General features: G+C 75.8%; 15 protein-coding genes and 1 pseudogene. 4 read left to right on the forward strand and 12 right to left on the reverse strand.

Annotated features, from left to right (window positions below):
* Positions 1-35: 35 nt before the first annotated feature.
* Positions 36-215 carry a hypothetical protein gene (locus BXA05_RS08795; protein WP_061267414.1) on the reverse strand — a complete coding sequence of 60 codons (180 nt, stop codon included), beginning with the start codon at positions 213-215 and terminating at the stop codon, positions 36-38.
* 217 nt (positions 216-432) lie between these two features.
* On the opposite strand from BXA05_RS08795, the gene BXA05_RS08800 reads away from it, so the two are divergent.
* Positions 433-867, forward strand: coding sequence for a DUF6098 family protein (locus BXA05_RS08800; protein WP_021482206.1), 435 nt, complete (start codon positions 433-435; stop codon positions 865-867).
* A gap of 12 nt (positions 868-879) precedes the next feature.
* Here the strand turns inward: BXA05_RS08800 and BXA05_RS08805 are convergent, their stop codons facing one another.
* Genes BXA05_RS08805 through BXA05_RS08815 form a run of 3 tightly spaced genes read right to left on the reverse strand, consistent with a single transcriptional unit; the run spans position 880 to position 2,845 of the window.
* Positions 880-1,689: a cytochrome c oxidase assembly protein gene (locus BXA05_RS08805; RefSeq protein WP_083711753.1), complete on the reverse strand. Its 810-nt coding sequence runs from the start codon at positions 1,687-1,689 to the stop codon at positions 880-882.
* Positions 1,689-2,171, reverse strand: a complete 483-nt coding sequence (locus BXA05_RS08810) for a DUF2243 domain-containing protein (protein WP_076404746.1) — start codon at positions 2,169-2,171, stop codon at positions 1,689-1,691. Before BXA05_RS08810 ends, BXA05_RS08805 begins: the two co-directional genes overlap by 1 nt.
* The gene (locus BXA05_RS08815; protein ID WP_076404747.1) at positions 2,168-2,845 is read right to left on the reverse strand and encodes a GAF and ANTAR domain-containing protein; all 678 of its coding nucleotides are present in this window, start codon (positions 2,843-2,845) and stop codon (positions 2,168-2,170) included. Before BXA05_RS08815 ends, BXA05_RS08810 begins: the two co-directional genes overlap by 4 nt.
* A 136-nt stretch (positions 2,846-2,981) precedes the next feature.
* Between BXA05_RS08815 and BXA05_RS08820 the strand changes: the two genes are divergently transcribed.
* The gene (locus tag BXA05_RS08820; RefSeq protein WP_043659384.1) at positions 2,982-3,419 is read left to right on the forward strand and encodes an SRPBCC family protein; all 438 of its coding nucleotides are present in this window, start codon (positions 2,982-2,984) and stop codon (positions 3,417-3,419) included.
* A gap of 32 nt (positions 3,420-3,451) precedes the next feature.
* Here BXA05_RS08820 and BXA05_RS08825 read toward each other — a convergent pair whose 3' ends face one another.
* The 5 genes from BXA05_RS08825 to BXA05_RS08845 form a co-directional block, all read right to left on the reverse strand.
* Positions 3,452-5,050, reverse strand: coding sequence for a phytoene desaturase family protein (locus tag BXA05_RS08825; RefSeq protein WP_244550422.1), 1,599 nt, complete (start codon positions 5,048-5,050; stop codon positions 3,452-3,454).
* Complete coding sequence (locus BXA05_RS08830; RefSeq protein WP_076404748.1) at positions 5,041-6,234, reverse strand: zinc-dependent alcohol dehydrogenase; 1,194 nt, start codon at positions 6,232-6,234, stop codon at positions 5,041-5,043. The genes BXA05_RS08825 and BXA05_RS08830 overlap by 10 nt, the downstream gene beginning before the upstream one ends.
* 72 nt (positions 6,235-6,306) lie before the next feature.
* A complete protein-coding gene (locus BXA05_RS08835; protein ID WP_083711754.1) occupies positions 6,307-7,266 on the reverse strand; it encodes a carbohydrate ABC transporter permease in 960 nt (319 codons plus the stop codon).
* Positions 7,263-8,255: a carbohydrate ABC transporter permease gene (locus BXA05_RS08840; RefSeq protein WP_244550423.1), complete on the reverse strand. Its 993-nt coding sequence runs from the start codon at positions 8,253-8,255 to the stop codon at positions 7,263-7,265. Before BXA05_RS08840 ends, BXA05_RS08835 begins: the two co-directional genes overlap by 4 nt.
* A 1-nt stretch (position 8,256) precedes the next feature.
* Positions 8,257-9,606: an extracellular solute-binding protein gene (locus BXA05_RS08845; protein WP_244550424.1), complete on the reverse strand. Its 1,350-nt coding sequence runs from the start codon at positions 9,604-9,606 to the stop codon at positions 8,257-8,259.
* Here BXA05_RS08845 and BXA05_RS20520 point away from each other — a divergent pair.
* Entirely contained in the window at positions 9,605-9,748 is a 144-nt protein-coding gene (locus BXA05_RS20520) for a hypothetical protein (RefSeq protein WP_163187287.1), read from the forward strand. The two genes, BXA05_RS08845 and BXA05_RS20520, sit on opposite strands and share 2 nt — an antisense overlap.
* 109 nt (positions 9,749-9,857) lie before the next feature.
* On the forward strand, positions 9,858-10,985 hold the full coding sequence (locus BXA05_RS20525) for an FUSC family protein (protein ID WP_170963163.1): 1,128 nt from the start codon (positions 9,858-9,860) through the stop codon (positions 10,983-10,985).
* Positions 10,986-11,177: 192 nt separating this feature from the next.
* Here the strand turns inward: BXA05_RS20525 and BXA05_RS20780 are convergent.
* From BXA05_RS20780 to BXA05_RS08860, 3 genes and pseudogenes are all read right to left on the reverse strand, one after another.
* Positions 11,178-11,930: pseudogene (locus BXA05_RS20780) on the reverse strand (DUF1684 domain-containing protein); the annotation flags it as partial.
* A 68-nt stretch (positions 11,931-11,998) separates the two neighbouring features.
* On the reverse strand, positions 11,999-13,315 hold the full coding sequence (locus BXA05_RS08855; protein WP_076404751.1) for an acyl-CoA thioesterase/BAAT N-terminal domain-containing protein: 1,317 nt from the start codon (positions 13,313-13,315) through the stop codon (positions 11,999-12,001).
* The gene (locus BXA05_RS08860; RefSeq protein ID WP_083711756.1) at positions 13,312-14,268 is read right to left on the reverse strand and encodes an Ldh family oxidoreductase; all 957 of its coding nucleotides are present in this window, start codon (positions 14,266-14,268) and stop codon (positions 13,312-13,314) included. The genes BXA05_RS08855 and BXA05_RS08860 overlap by 4 nt, the downstream gene beginning before the upstream one ends.
* Positions 14,269-14,343 lie beyond the last annotated feature (75 nt).

Here is a 14,343-nt window from a genome sequence, read left to right on the forward strand (position 1 = left end):
GGTGCGCCGCACCCGGGCCCTCGTGCTGCCGCGCGTCAGGCGTCGCCCGACGCCTCCCCGCCCGTGCGCGGGTTGACGTTCCCCGGCTCGGCGTCCGGGTCCGCGTCCTCCGACCCCGACCCGCTCGCCTGGCGCCCCTCGCGGGGGTTGAGCGACCGCGGGTCGGCGTCCGGGTCCTCGGCGGGGTCGTAGCCGCGCTCGTCGTTCTCGCTCATGTCGGCCTCCTCGGTCGGGCTCTCGTGCGGGTCTCGCGCCCCGGACGGGCGGCGCGTCCTGCCACCGTCGCACGACCTCCCGGCGCTCGCAGGCCTGGGGATGCCTGGCCGCCGACCCGCTCGTAGCCTGGGGACGGCGGCGTGACCGGCAGGTCCCGTCCGTCACGGAGAGTCGAGAAGGGGCCCCGCCGGCACGACGCCAGTCCAGGAGGTCCCGATGCCCGACGCGCCCAGCACGCTCGACACGCTGCCCCGCCTGCGGAGCCTCGCGGAGGTCGCCGAGCTCGTGGAGGTGGTGCGCCCCCTCTACGTGCGGTTCAGCGGCGGTCCGGAGCAGGACGCCGAGAGCGTGAGCCGCGACCACGAGAGCGGGTGCCTGCTGCCCGGTCTCAGCGTCAACCCGCTGACGCCCGAGCCGTGGTGGGACCGCCCGGTGGAGCACTGGGTGGCGCGCCAGCTCTGCCAGTACGCGCACCTCATGACGCCGGAGCGCTTCCCGTGGCTCCTCACGGGCGATGTCGCGGGGCGCGGCCCGGACAGCGAGCCGCTCCTCGTGGACGTCGTGCCGGCCGCGTCGCTCGACCCGCGGGTCGTCGAGGAGGCGGGCCGGCTCTACCGGGAGGCGTTCGACGCGGGCGACGACGGCACGTGAGGAGCGGCGCCGTCACGCGAGCCCGGGTCGCGTGCGCACGCGCGCGGCCGGGATCTCCCGGGGCCGCGTCGCCGTGTACCACCCGGCCACGAGGAGCACCATGAGCGCGACGTCCACGACGTCCCCCGCGTAGTACATGAGCTGCGCGCCCGTGCGCGCGTCGGCGGGAGAGACGCCCGCCGGCGGGTGGGCGTAGAGCCACTTCGCGAGCACGGAGTGCGCGGCGACGAAGGCGACGAGCACGCCCGCGCGCACCCGGAAGGACGCGCGGGACGGGTGCGGGTCCGGTCCGACGAGCGACGCGGTGAACAACCAGCCCGAGAGCAGGACGTGCGCGTGCACGACCACGCTCACGACGGCGGACGAGTGGGCGAGGTGGAAGAGCCCTGTCGTGTACAGGAGCCAGAGCCCGCCCGCGTCGAGGAGGCCCGCCACCACGGGGTGGCCGACGACGCGCGGCACGGGGGAGCGCAGCACCGCGCTGACGCGACGCGCCCGCACGGGCGGCAGGGCGCGCAGGAGCAGCGAGACGGGCGCGGCGAGCACGAGGAGCAGCGGCGCCAGCATGCCCAGCAGGACGTGCCCGGCCATGTGGGCCGTGAAGCTCGACCGCGACGCCTCCGCGAGCGGCCCGACGGTCGCGACGCCCGCGCACGCGAGCCCCGCGTACCAGGACAGCGTGCGCCGCACGGGCCAGGGGCTGCGCGACCGGGCCGCCCGCAGCCCGGCGGCGTAGGCGGCGGCGCCCAGGGCGAGCGCGACGACCGCGACGACCGTCAGCAGGGCGGGCCCGCCGGACGCGACGTGATGGTGCGGGGGCATCACGCGGTCCCGGCGGCGTCCGCACGGGCGGGCCGCGCGCGGCGCAGGACGACCAGCCCGACGACGAGCGCGACGACCGCCGTCCCGATCCACACGACGTCGTACACCAGGAGGTCGACGCCGTACCGGATCTGGTGGATCCCGAGGATCTTGTGGTTGAGGACGCCGTCCAGGAGCTGGAAGCCCCCGACGCCGACGACCACGCCACCGACCCACCGCGACCACGACACCTCCGTGCGGCGGCGCACGTCCGCGAGCAGGAACAGCCCCCAGACGGTGACGAACCAGCCCACCGCGTGGAAGACGCCGTCGGCGGCGAGCGCCACCTGGGTCGTCGACAGGTCGTAGAAGTGGTGCCACTGCAGGCCCAGGTGGAACACGAACAGATCGATGATCGACGCCGCGATCCCGGCACCGAACAGGACGCCCGACAGGACGGTCCGGCGGTCGTGCGCGCGCGCCGCGTCGGCCGGGCCGCTCACGAGCGGCCCGGGTCGTCGTCGGCGGCGTCCGGCGCGTCCTCGACGACGAGCGCGCGCAGGAGGGACTCCGCGACCTCGCGCGGGCTCACGTTCCGGTGCCGGGCCGCCGAGTCGACGATGCGGCGGGCCTCGTCGGCGGAGCACTGGTTCGTCTGCATGATCGCGCCGACGGCACGCTCCGTGGCGACGGCGTCGGACATGTCCCGGTAGAAGCCCGCGGTCGAGTCCTCGAGCGCCGCGAGCTCGAGCCGCAGCCCGACCGCGGACGCCACGAGCTGGGCGTACGCGTCGGCGGCGGTCAGGAGCTCCGGCGTCCACGGGTCGGGTGCGCGCGAGTACAGGTTGAGCGCGACGGCGACGTCCGCGGTGACGATCGCGGGGACGGCCACCGAGGAGACGAAGCCCTCCTCGGTGCACTGTCGTGCCCAGCGCTCCCAGCCGGCCGACTCCTCGACGGACGGCACGAGCCGGGAGCCGCCGTCCTCCATCGCGTCGATGCAGGGGCCGGCGTCGTCGAGCGCCTCGGCCTGGTCGCAGCGCGCCGCGGCGTCGGTGCTGCTCCCTGCGCGCACGCTCACGCCGGCCTGGCGCATCGTGATGCTGACCTCGAGGCCGTGGCCGAGGATCGTCGCGGCCCGGTCCGCGAGCTCCTGCGGGAAGCTGGCGATGCCCATCGTGCCCTCCTGGAGGTCGGCGCCCGCGCTGTCGCGGGCAGGTCCTCACGCTATGGCGGGTGCCCCCCGCTCGCGCGCACTCGCGTCGGGGTGCGCGAGCGGTTGCCAGTGCGGGGCGCGCGACTAGCGTCGCCTCATGGTGACCGTCACTCGGGCCGTGCGATGCCCCTCCGACGCGGTGCTCGGCGTCCTCGCGGACGGCTGGTCGTACTCGACGTGGGTCGTCGGGACGGCCCGCATCCGTGCCGTCGACGACACGTGGCCCGCGCCCGGGTCGCGGATCCTGCACTCGGTCGGGCTGTGGCCCGCGCTGCTCGACGACGAGACGGTCGTGCGCGCCTGGGACCCGGACCGGGGGATCGACCTCCAGGCGCGCGGCTGGCCCGCGGGCGAGGCGCGCGTGCGGATCGAGGTGCGCCCGACGGAGCAGGGCTGCACGGTGCGGATCACGGAGGACGCCGAGAAGGGTCCGGGCACGCTCGTGCCCCGACCGGTGCGCAGCGCGGTGATCGGCCCCCGGAACGTCGAGGCCCTGCGCCGGCTCGCGTACCTCGCGGAGCGCCGGACCCCGTAGCGCGGCGGCACCGTGCCCCCATCGCCCGCGCGTCAGGGGTCGCGCAGCAGCCGTGCCCACGCGGTGCGCACGAGCGCGCGGCGCAGCGACCCGCGCGGTCCGGCCGCGGCGAGAGCGGCCCGCGCCGCGTTCCACCCGCACGCCCCGTGGACCCCGCCGCCGGGATGGGCGGAGGCGCTCGCGAGGTAGAGCGACGCGACGGGCGTCTCGGGGCGGCCGAGGCCGGGGGTCGGGCGCAGGAAGAGCTCCTGGTGGACGGCCGACGTGCCGCCGTTGATCGCCCCGCCCGCGAGGTTCGCGTCGGCCGCCTCCAGGTCGGCCGGGGTCTGCACGAAGCGACCCACGACCGTGTCGGCGAAGCCGGGCGCGACCCGCTCGACCGCGTCCTCCACGCGGCGCACCTCGTCCGCGACGCGCTCGCGCGTCCACGGCACGCCGTGCGGCACGTGCGTGTAGGCCCACGCCGACTCGGTGCCCGCGGGCGACCGCGTGGGGTCCGACGTCGTCATCTGCCCGAGGACGAGGAAGGGCCGCTCGGGGACGTGGCCGCGCGAGAGCGAGGCCGCGACGTCGACGAACCCCGCGCGGTCGACGCCGAGGTGCACCGTGCCCGCACCGCGCGCCCCGGGCGCGGTCCACGGGACGGGCCGGTCGAGCGCCCAGCTCACCTTCACGGTCGGGTGGTCCCACTGGAACCGGCCGAGGTCGCGCACGAGCCGCGCCGGGAGCCGGTCGGCGCCGACGAGGTCGAGGTAGAGCGCGGGCGCGCTGACGTCGGCGAGCACGGCGTGGCGGGCGCGCACGTGCCGCCCGTCGGCCGTGCTCACGCCGACCGCGCGACCGCGCACCACGTGCACGCGCTCGACCCGCGCGCCCGTGACGACGTCGCCCCCGCGGGCGCGCAGCCGCGAGACGAGCGCGTCGGGGAGCCGTCCGGCACCCCCGGTCGGGACGGGGAAGCCCACGTCCTGGCCGAGCATGGCGAGCAGCCAGCCGAACACGCCGCTGCCCGCGGCGTCGGGCGGGACGTCGGCGTGCATCGCGTTGCCGGTGAGCAGCAGGCCGCCCCCCTCCCCGCGGAACGTCTCGTCGGCCAGGCGGCGCACGGGCAGGACGGCGAGCCGGGCGAGGTCGAGCGTGCCCGCCGCGCCGAGCCGGCGCAGCACGCGCAGCACCGGCCCGGCCGCCGGGAGCGGGCTGAACAGCGCGTCGAGGAGCGGGTCGCGCACGCGGTCCCAGCCCGCCACGAGCTCGAGCCACGCGTCGCCGTCGCCGGGCGCGACCTCGTCGAGCCCGGCGGCGGTGTCCTCGGCGCGGGCGCGCAGGACGGCGGCACCGCCGTCGTCGAGGGCGTGCGCCAGGACGTCCGGGGCGCGGGACCACGTGAGGCCGTGCTCCTCGAGGTGCAGGCCCCGGATCACGGGCGACCCCGCCGCGAGCGGGTAGAACGCGCTGAAGAGGTCCGTCTCGTACCCCGGCGCCGCGACCTCGGCGGAGCGGACCGCGCCGCCGTACGTCTCCTGCGCCTCGAGGACGAGCACGTCCCACCCGGCGTCGGCGAGCGCGTTCGCGGCGACGAGGCCGTTGGGCCCCGCCCCGACCACGACGGCGTCGACGGTGGTCAGGCCCACGGGTCGAGCACGACCTTGATGCAGCCGTCCTCCTTGCGCTGGAACGTGCGGTACGCGTCGGGCGCCGACTCGAGCGGCAGCCGGTGCGTGCGCAGGTCCAGCACGCCGAGCGGGTCGGAGACGTCGGCGGCGAGGGGGAGGACGTCGTCGGTCCAGCGGCGCACGTTCGCCTGGCCCATGCGCAGCGTCACCTGCTTGTCGAAGAGCTGCATCATGGGCAGCGGGTCCTTCGCACCGCCGTAGACGCCGGAGATCGAGATCGTGCCGCCGCGGCGGACCAGGTCGATCGCGGTGTACAGGGCCGCGAGGCGGTCGGTCGCGGCGCGCTCGGTGAGGGGCGCGGCGAGCGCGTCGGGCAGGACGCCGACGACCTTCTGGGTGGCCTCGGCGACGGGGGAGCCGTGCGCCTCCATCCCGACGGCGTCGATGACGGAGTCCGCACCGCGGCCCGATGTGAGGTCGCGCACCGCGCCGACGAGGTCGTCGACCGCCGACGGGTCGAGGGTCTCGACGCCGTGACGCTCGCCCATCGCGCGCCGCTCCGGCACGCGCTCGATCCCGACGACGCGGGACGCGCCACGGTGCAGCGCGATCCGCGCGGACATCTGCCCGATCGGGCCGAGCCCCAGCACCACGACCGTGCCGCCGGGCGGCACGTCGGCGTACTCGACGGCCTGCCACGCGGTGGGCACGACGTCGGAGAGGTAGAGGTAGCGCTCGTCCGGGGTGCCGTCGTCGGGCACGACGACCGGCCCGTACTGGGCCTGCGGCACGCGCAGGTACTGGGCCTGCCCGCCGGGCACCTGGCCGTAGAGCTTGGTGTACCCGAACAGCGCGGCGCCCTTGTCCTGCGACCGGACCTGCGTCGTCTCGCACTGGGTCTGCAGCCCGCGCTCGCACATCCAGCAGTGCCCGCACGCGATGTTGAACGGGACGACGACGCGGTCGCCGACCCGGAGGTTCCCCGCCTCGGGCCCGACCTCCTCGACGACGCCCATGGCCTCGTGGCCCAGGACGTCGCCGGAGTCGAGGAACATCCCGAGCACCCCGTACAGGTGGAGGTCGGAGCCGCAGATCGCGGTCGACGTGACGCGCACGATCGCGTCCGTGGGCTGCTCGATCCGGGGGTCGGGCACGTCCTCGACGCTCACCTTCTCGCGTCCCTGCCAGGTCAGTGCTCGCATGGTGCTGCCGTCCTTCCGTGGGTGGTGCGTGTGCGTGGTGCGTGGTGCGCGTGCGTGGTGGGGACCGCGGGCTCAGCCCTTGCTCCCCGTCGTCGCCACCCCCTCGACGAAGTGCCGCTGGCCGAGGAAGAAGAGGAGGATCATCGGGAGGGTCGTGATGACGGAGGCCGCGACGACGACCTCCCACTGCGACTCGCCGCCGGGGCCGAACTGGTCGATGAGCGCCTTGAGGCCGCGCGGGATGGTGAACGTCGAGGAGTCCTGCAGGTAGATGAGCGGGCGCATGAGGTCCGTCCACGCCGCCTGGGCCTCGAAGAGGAGCGTCAGGACGAGGGCGGGCCGGCACAGCGGCACCGCGATGCGCCAGAACATCTGCCAGTTGTTCGCGCCGTCGAGGCGCGCGGCCTCGAACGGCTCGCGCGGCAGGCCGAGGAAGAACTGCCGCAGCAGGAACACGTAGAACGCGCTCGCGAACAGGTTCCCTGCCCACAGCGGCACGTTCGTCCCCACGAGCCCGAGCTGGTTCCAGATGAGGAACGTGGGGATCATCGTCACGGCGCCCGGCAGCATCATCGTCGCGAGCACGAGCGCGAACAGGGCGCCGCGGCCGCGGAAGCGGAAGAACGCGAAGCCCCACGCGACGAGCGCGCTCGACACCGTGACGAGGCCCGCGGCGAGCACGGTGACGACGACGGTGTTCCCGAGCCACAGCGCGAGCGGTGCCTCTTGCCAGACGGTCACGTAGTTGTCGAGCGTGAACGTGCGCGGCACGAGCCGGTTGTCGAACACCTCGGCGCGCGGCTTGAACGACGCGGAGAGCAGCCACAGCAGCGGGTACACGAACGCGGCCGTGGCGAGCACGAGGGCGGCGAGCACGACGGCGCGCAGCCACCGGCGGCGCGGCCCGCGCCCGGCGCCGCGCGTCCGGGCGGGGGGCGGCGGGCCCTGCGCCTCGGGCGCGCCCGTCGCCGGGTCCGGCGCGGCGCCCGGGCCGCTCACGGCGGGGCGGGGGAACGAGGGCGCGGTGGTCATCGCTGCTCCCCCTCGTAGTAGACGAGCCGTCGGGACACGACGAGCTGGACGAGCGTGACGAGCATGATGACGACGAACAGCAGCCACGCGAGCGCCGACGCGTACCCCATGTGGAGCTCCTGGAACCCCTCCTGGAAGAGGTAGATCACGTAGAACAGCGCGGCGTCGTTGCGGTAGGTCGAGTTGCCGGCGCCGAAGTAGGCCGAGTACGCCTCGGTGAACATCTGGAACCCGGCGATCGTGTTGATGACGACGACGAAGAACAGCGCGCCGCTGATCATCGGCACCGTGACGGCGCGCGTGCGGCGCCAGAACCCCGCCCCGTCGACGCGCGCGGCGTCGTACAGGTCGTTCGGCACGTTGCGCAGGGCCGCGAGCAGGATGATCACGGCCGACCCGACGGTCCAGAGGCTGATGAGCACCAGCCCGGGCTTGATCCAGGCCTGGTCGGTCGTCCACGACGGTCCCTGGATGCCGAACCACGACAGCACCTGGTTGACGACGCCGTACTGGCCGTTGAACAGCAGCAGGAGCAGCACGCCGACGGCGACCGGCGGCGTCATCTTGGGGATGAAGAACGCGGTGCGGAAGAAGCCGGCCGACCAGCCCGCCTGGTTGAGGAGCAGCGCGAGCGCGAGCGCGACGACCGTGTAGAGGGGCACCTGGACGACCGTGTACACGAGCGTGTTCCACAGCGACAGCGCGACCTTCGGGTCCTGCGCCATCTCGCGGTAGTTGTCGAGGCCCACGAACGTCGGGTCGTTGATGACGTCGTAGTCCGTGAGCGACAGGTAGGCGCTGTAGAGGATCGGCCACGCCGTGAACACGAGGAACCCGACGATCCACGGGCTGATGAAGCGCAGCGCCGCGTTGCGCTCCCGCCGCGCGGACGCGCTCAGGCGCGGGCGGCGACCGCCCGGGGCCGTGCGCGGGCCGTCCGACGCCGGGGGAGGGGTCGGCAGGGTCGGCGCGACGTCGGCTGCCGCCACCTCAGTCCTCCTCGTCCCACCGCGCCCAGGCGTCGTCGAGCGCCTTCTGCGCCTCGTCCTGGGCCTGCGCGAGCGCCTCGGCCGGCTCCTGCTGGCCGTTGAGGACGCGGTTCACCGCGTCCTGCCAGGCGGTCTCGAACTCGTTGTCCGCGGGGTTCGCCGGGAGCGCGAAGGTCGCGTCGTTCGCCTCGTACATCGCGTCGATCGCGTCCTGCCACGGCTGGGGCGCGTCGTCGGGCACGAGGTCGTCGCGGATCTGCTGGTCCGCCTCCTCGTTGCCGGTGAGGACGCCCGTGAAGACCAGGCCGTCCTGCGCACGCGCGTCGGCGCGCGCCTGCGCCGCCTCGACCCAGGCGTCCTTCTCCGTCATGAGGCGCGCGAACCGGCACGCCGCCGCGGGGTTCTCGCTCCCGCGCGGGACGGCCCAGGCGGAGCCGGACGCGAACGCGATCGCGTCGCCGTCGGGCGTGCGCACGGCGTCGAACGCCATGGGGGCGTCCGGGGACGACTCGTTGAGCACGTTGATGTACCACTGCTCCATCGGCATCGCGCCGAGGGCGTCGGTCGCGAACTGGTTCCCGGCGCCGAAGAAGTCGGCGGAGTCGCGGAACGTCTTGACCGCGGGGAACCCGCCCTGGGCGTCGTAGATCCCCACCGCCCACTCGAGCGACTCGACGACCTCGGGGGCGTCGAGCTGCGCGGTGCGGCCGTCCTCGGAGAGGAGGTCGGCGCCCACCGCCTTCGACCACAGCGGGAGGAACTCGGGCAGCTTCGAGTCGAACCCGATGACGCTCAGCGCCCCGCCGTCGGTGCGCAGGAGCGCCTCGTTCGCCGCCGTGACGGCCTCGCGGTCCGAGCCGTTGACGTCCTCGACGGTGAGCCCGGCCGCGGAGAGCAGGTCGGCGTTCGCCATCGTCACCTGGACCTGGTTGAACTCCGGGATCCCGTACACGCTGCCGTCGAACGTCACCTGGTCGACGGCGGTGTCCACGAACGCGTCCAGGTCGATCTCCTCGGCCGCGACGCACTCGTCGAGCGGGAGGATCGCGTCGCGCGACGCGAACGTGCCGATCTGGTCACGGTTCGCGTACACCACGTCCGGCGGGTTGCCCGACGCGACCGCCGAGAGGAAGGCCTGGATGTCGAGCTCGCCCTCCGAGAGGCGCACGTCGACGCCGTCGAGGCCCTCGACGGCGCGGTCGTAGCGGACCTCGCCGATCTCGTCACCGGTCCCGAAGCCCATGACCGAGAGCTCGCCCGAGGGCGACCCGTCGGCCGTGAAGTCGACGTCCGAGCCGTCGTCACCGGTGCCCTGCGCACAGCCCGTCAGGGCCAGTGCGGCGACCACCATGCTCGTTCCTGCGGCTGCCGCGCCGCGTCGGCGGACCATCATCTGCCTCCTCGTGGGAGCCACGGGGCGGACGGCAGGGGTGCGCGACGCCACCGTGGTGCTCGACGGCGTCGGCGTCTGGCTGCACCGACGCCGCCAGTGAAGCACCGGCTCTGCCCGCTCACACGTCGAACCGCTGCTCCCGCCCGGCGCGCGGCGCGTGCCCGGCAGGCGCGCGTGCGGGCGCCTGCCAGGCGGGGGACCCTCGTGCCGTGGCACGAGACGAGACCAGCACGGGACGGACCCCGCCCGCGCCCCGGGTGGTGGCGGCCGGGACACGGGCGCGCCGCGCGGTCACGGCCGCGCAGCGGCAGTGGGTGCGCCACCCCCGGTGGTCGCTGGCGGTCAAGGGCGCGCTCGCGGCGGCCGTCGCGTGGTACGTCGGGGTGCTCGCCCCGGCCCCGTTCTCCGAGTACCCCTACTACGCCCCGCTCGGCGCGGTCGTCGCGACGACGAGCACGCTCGCGCGCTCCGTCCGCGAGTCGGCCCAGGCGATCCTCGCGATCCTCGTCGGCGCCGCGATCGCCCGGGGCGTCGACCTCGTCCTCGCCCCGAGCGCGCTGTCCGTGGCGGTCGTCGTGGGCCTCGCGCTCCTGTGCGCGGGCTGGCGGCGGTTCGGCGAGATGGGCACGTGGGCGGTGACGTCGGCCCTGTTCGTGCTCATCATCGGCAACGACGCGAAGGTCGAGTTCGTCGGCGCGTACGCCGGTCTCGTCGTCGTGGGTGCGGGCATCGGCGTCGTCATCAACCTGCTCGTGCCCCCGCTGCCCCTCACCCCGACCGAGGAGGCCCTCGACGGGCTGCGCGACACGCTCGTCGACCAGGTCGAGGCGCTCGGCGACGGTCTCGCGGGCGAGCGCCCGCCGTCGGCGGAGGAGTGGGAGGAGCGGCGGCGCGAGGTGGAGCCCACGCTCACCCGCGCGCGCGACGCCGTCGCGCGGACCCGGGAGGCCGCGCGCGCCAACATCCGGCTGCGTCGCCACCGCGACTGGGCCGCGTCGCAGGTGCGGCGCGCGCAGGAGCTCGAGGGGTCGGCCGACGTCGTCGGGTCGCTCGTACGGCTGCTCGTCGAGTGGGAGCGCGAGGACCGCGACGACCTCGCGCTCGGCGCGCGCCTGCGGCCGCTCGCGGCCCGCGCCCTGGACGCCTACGCCGGCGCGCTGCGGTCCGTCGGCACGGAGCCCGCCGACACGGACGCGCTCCGCGAGCTCTCCGCGCGGACGCAGGCGCTGCACGACGGCGTCCGGGCGGCGCGCCGCGAGGACGACCGCGACTACTTCGTCGCGGGCGCGGTCGTGCTCGCCCTGCGGCGCGGCGTGGCGGTGCTGACGGCCGGCTGACGCCGGGGAGGCCGCCGGGACGATGACGGCGGGCGACCGGACGTGCCGGTCGCCCGCCGTCGGGGGCGTCGCGCGGACAGGGCAGGAGGCCTGCGCGAAGGTCTGGATGCGGTCGATCTGGAGCGGCGGCTTCTTCTCGCCCGCGGTCACCGCGACCGGCAGCCGGTTCTGCGCCGGGGCGAGCGGGCACGTGACGAAGTTCGTGAACGCGCACGGGAAGGAGAAGGCGCGGTTGAGGTCGACCACGGTGTCGCCGTCCCGCTCGGTGTCGGGGATGCGCACGAGCCGGCCGTTGCCGTAGGTCTCCTTGCCGCTCGTGGTGTCGGTGAAGTGCGCGTTGCCGCGCTCGATGCCCGTGTCGTCGTCCGGGCGCCCGGCGACGAGGAGCGTGTGCTCCGTCCCGTCCAGGGTGAACGTCACGGTGCCGATCACGCGCTGCTCCTCGAACACCCCCCGCTCCACCGTCGGGTAGTCCGACGCCTGCTCGGCCGTCCGCGTGAACCGCGCCGGGAGGACCCACCGCTCGTCGAGCGGGAACGTCTCGATGTCGTCGAGGCGCTTGCGGGCCGCCTCGCGCGGGTCGCGGACGCGCACGCCGAAGATCTGGCGGCCGGTCGCGTCGGTGCGGCGGATGGTCTCGACGCGCAGGTCGCCGTAGAACGCGGGCACGAGGGAATACTTGTGGCCGGTCGACACGGGCGTCGGCGAGGTCACGGGGGCGCCGTCGAGCGTGACCGTCTCCCCGCTGCCGTCGGGCGTGTACACGACCTCGTCGTCCTGGACCGACCAGGTGCCGGGCACGCCCTCGACCTGCAGCGGCTCGTCGCCCGTCAGCCAGTCCTGGCTGACCATGGACATCCACCCGTACGGGCTCGTCAGCTCGTCGATCCGGGCGCGGTGCCACCGCTCCCACTCCTCGCGGTACTCGGCGCTCACTGCGGGCATGTCGGTCCTCTCGTCGATGTTTCGGGTCACGGGTCGGGTCACAGGTCGGGACAGGGTCGGGGCGCAGGTCAGGGCACGCGCGTCGCGCGCTCCACGAACGCGCACACCTGCGCGAACGAGTCGGCGTCGGCGAACGCGTTGCCCGCGGGGGTCCCGCCGGCCGACAGCTCGATGCCGGAGACGGGGTGGCGCGTCGGGCCCTGCGCGACGGGGAGGTGCGGCAGGGCGATCGAGTGGCCCGCGTCGGGGTAGTCGAGCAGCAGCGTCTCGTGGGCGTGGCCCGCGGCGCGCAGCGTCTCGACGACCTGGCGCGCGTACATGCTCGAGGGCCACAGGCCGTCGGCCATGCCGGAGACGCACGCGACGGGGCCCGCGACGCGCTCGACGGGGATGCGCGACGCGGCGGCGAACCGGCGGTCGCGCAGGCCGTCGACGTAGACGTCGCGGTACCGGTCCGGGGGCGGCCCGCCGGTCCACGGCTGCCACGTCACGCCGGGGTTGTCCTGCCACAGGTGCGGGAGCGGCTCGCCGTCGAGCGTCCACGTGGGGGAGTCCCACCCCTGCGCGGGGTCCGCGGCGCCCTGGGAGCCGTGCACGTGGGCCCCGGGCACGTAGGCGACGACGGCGCCCACCAGGCCCGGGTAGGTGGCGCCCAGCAGGAGCGCGAGCTCGCCGCCCCGCGACTGGCCGCTCACCACGACGACGCCCGCGCGCGGCGCGAGCTCGCGGTGCACGTGGCGCAGCGCGGTCTCGAAGTACTCCAGCGGCGTGCGGGTGATGTGGTCGGGCAGCCCGGGAACGCCGAAGTAGCCGAGCGCGAGCGCCTGCACGCCGCGCGACGCGTAGAGCGCGCCCCGCTGCTCGTTGATCCCCCCGCCGGAGCCGTTGAGCACGACGATCGTCGGGTGCGGACCGTCGCCTTGCGGCACGAAGAGCGTGCCGACGAGCCCGTCCTCGCGGACCTCGCGCCGTCGCACCCCGGGCCCGGTCCAGCGCTGCACGAGGTCGGCCGTCGCGCGCTGCGTGGCGTCGGACTCGTCCCACGCCTCGAGGCGCGTGCGCAGCGGGCGCGAGACGTCGGTCGCGGCCGGCCGGCCGGGCGTCGTGCCGGCCGTCGTGCCGGGCGTCGGGTCGGGCCGCTGCGACGTGAGGAGCGCCATCCCGTCGACGCGCCCGTAGTCGCCGGTCATCGGCGGGTCGCGGTCGAGCCGGACGGTGCCTGACCGGTCCGCGCGGTAGGTCGCGCGGGCGGACCACGCGGTCCCGGCGCGGTCCGTCGTCGCGCGGACCGTGACGAGCGCGCCGGGCGCGGCGCCGCTCACCTCGATGCGGCGGGCGACGTCGAGCAGGTCGTCGGCGGGGCTGACGGTGAGCCGGAGCGTCACGGCGTGCCTCCCGTCGCCGGGGCCAGCGCGTCCCAGACGTCGCGGTCGACGACGAACGTCTCCGCGTCCGGCCGGGCACCCGGGACACGGCCCCCGGCGCGCTCCCAGTCGTCGCCGAGGCGGTCGGCCCGGTCGGCGAGGTCCTCGGCGCCGAACGCGCGGGGGTCCAGCGCGAGCACCCAGAGCCCGCGCCCCACGGCGTCGCCGCGCGCCCCGGTCAGCAGCCCGGCGAGCGCCTCCACCGTGAGACCGAGGAGGGACCCGAGCAGCCCCGCCGGGAGCAGCGCGCCGACGGCGCCCGCGTCCCGGGTGGCCTCGCCGTCGGGGCCGAGCGCCGCGCCGTCGGGCAGGGGCGTGCCCTCCCGGGCGCGGCGCCGCGCGTCGGCGAGCGTGACGGCGCTCGTCGCGGCGTCCACGACGAGCGCACGACCCTGCCCGGCCCGCGGCACCGCCACGGCGAGCGGGTTCGTGCCGACCACGGGGACGGTCCCGCCGTACGGGGCGACGGTCGCGGGGGACTGGGCGAGCGCGACCCCGACCAGCCCGTCCTCGGCGAGCGCGCGGACGTACGCGCCGACGCGCCCCGTCCCGCCCGCGTGGCGCACGGCGACCACGCCGACGCCGAGCGCGCGGGCGAGCCCTGCGGCCCGGCGGACCGCCGCGGCGAGCGCGACCGGCCCGGGGAGGTCGTACGCGTCCAGCGTCGCGGTCGCTCCGGTCACGACGGCGGACGGCGCCCCGGTCCCGGCGCGCCCCGTCGTCGTCCGCTCGCGCGCGTCCCGCAGCTCGCGGACGAGGAGCGCGAGGCCGAACTCCGGCCACCCCGACGCGTCCCCCGCGACGACGGCGCGGGCCGCGAGGTCGGCGTCGGCGGGGTCGTGGGCGGCGAGCGCCGCGCGGGCCCGGGCACGGGCGTCCGCGGCGTCGACGCGCACGGTCGAGGTGGCGGGCACGGCGGTCCTCTCGGGTGGTGGGGATGGGTCGGGTCGTGCGGGCGGGGCGGGGCGCGGGCCGTCGCGCGGAAGAGA

The organism is Cellulosimicrobium funkei, from assembly GCF_900155925.1.
Lineage (GTDB): Bacteria > Actinomycetota > Actinomycetes > Actinomycetales > Cellulomonadaceae > Cellulosimicrobium > Cellulosimicrobium funkei.

Excerpts from the sequence above, each read along its gene's own strand:
- BXA05_RS08795 (WP_061267414.1), bottom strand. The coding sequence starts at position 215 with ATGAGCGAGAACGACGAGCGCGGCTACGACCCCGCCGAGGACCCGGAC.
- BXA05_RS08800 (WP_021482206.1), top strand. The coding sequence starts at position 433 with ATGCCCGACGCGCCCAGCACGCTCGACACGCTGCCCCGCCTGCGGAGC.
- BXA05_RS08805 (WP_083711753.1), bottom strand. The coding sequence starts at position 1,689 with ATGCCCCCGCACCATCACGTCGCGTCCGGCGGGCCCGCCCTGCTGACG.
- BXA05_RS08815 (WP_076404747.1), bottom strand. The coding sequence starts at position 2,845 with ATGGGCATCGCCAGCTTCCCGCAGGAGCTCGCGGACCGGGCCGCGACG.
- BXA05_RS08820 (WP_043659384.1), top strand. The coding sequence starts at position 2,982 with ATGGTGACCGTCACTCGGGCCGTGCGATGCCCCTCCGACGCGGTGCTC.
- BXA05_RS08830 (WP_076404748.1), bottom strand. The coding sequence starts at position 6,234 with ATGCGAGCACTGACCTGGCAGGGACGCGAGAAGGTGAGCGTCGAGGAC.
- BXA05_RS08835 (WP_083711754.1), bottom strand. The coding sequence starts at position 7,266 with ATGACCACCGCGCCCTCGTTCCCCCGCCCCGCCGTGAGCGGCCCGGGC.
- BXA05_RS20520 (WP_163187287.1), top strand. The coding sequence starts at position 9,605 with ATGCTCGTTCCTGCGGCTGCCGCGCCGCGTCGGCGGACCATCATCTGC.
- BXA05_RS08845 (WP_244550424.1), bottom strand. The coding sequence starts at position 9,606 with ATGGTGGTCGCCGCACTGGCCCTGACGGGCTGTGCGCAGGGCACCGGT.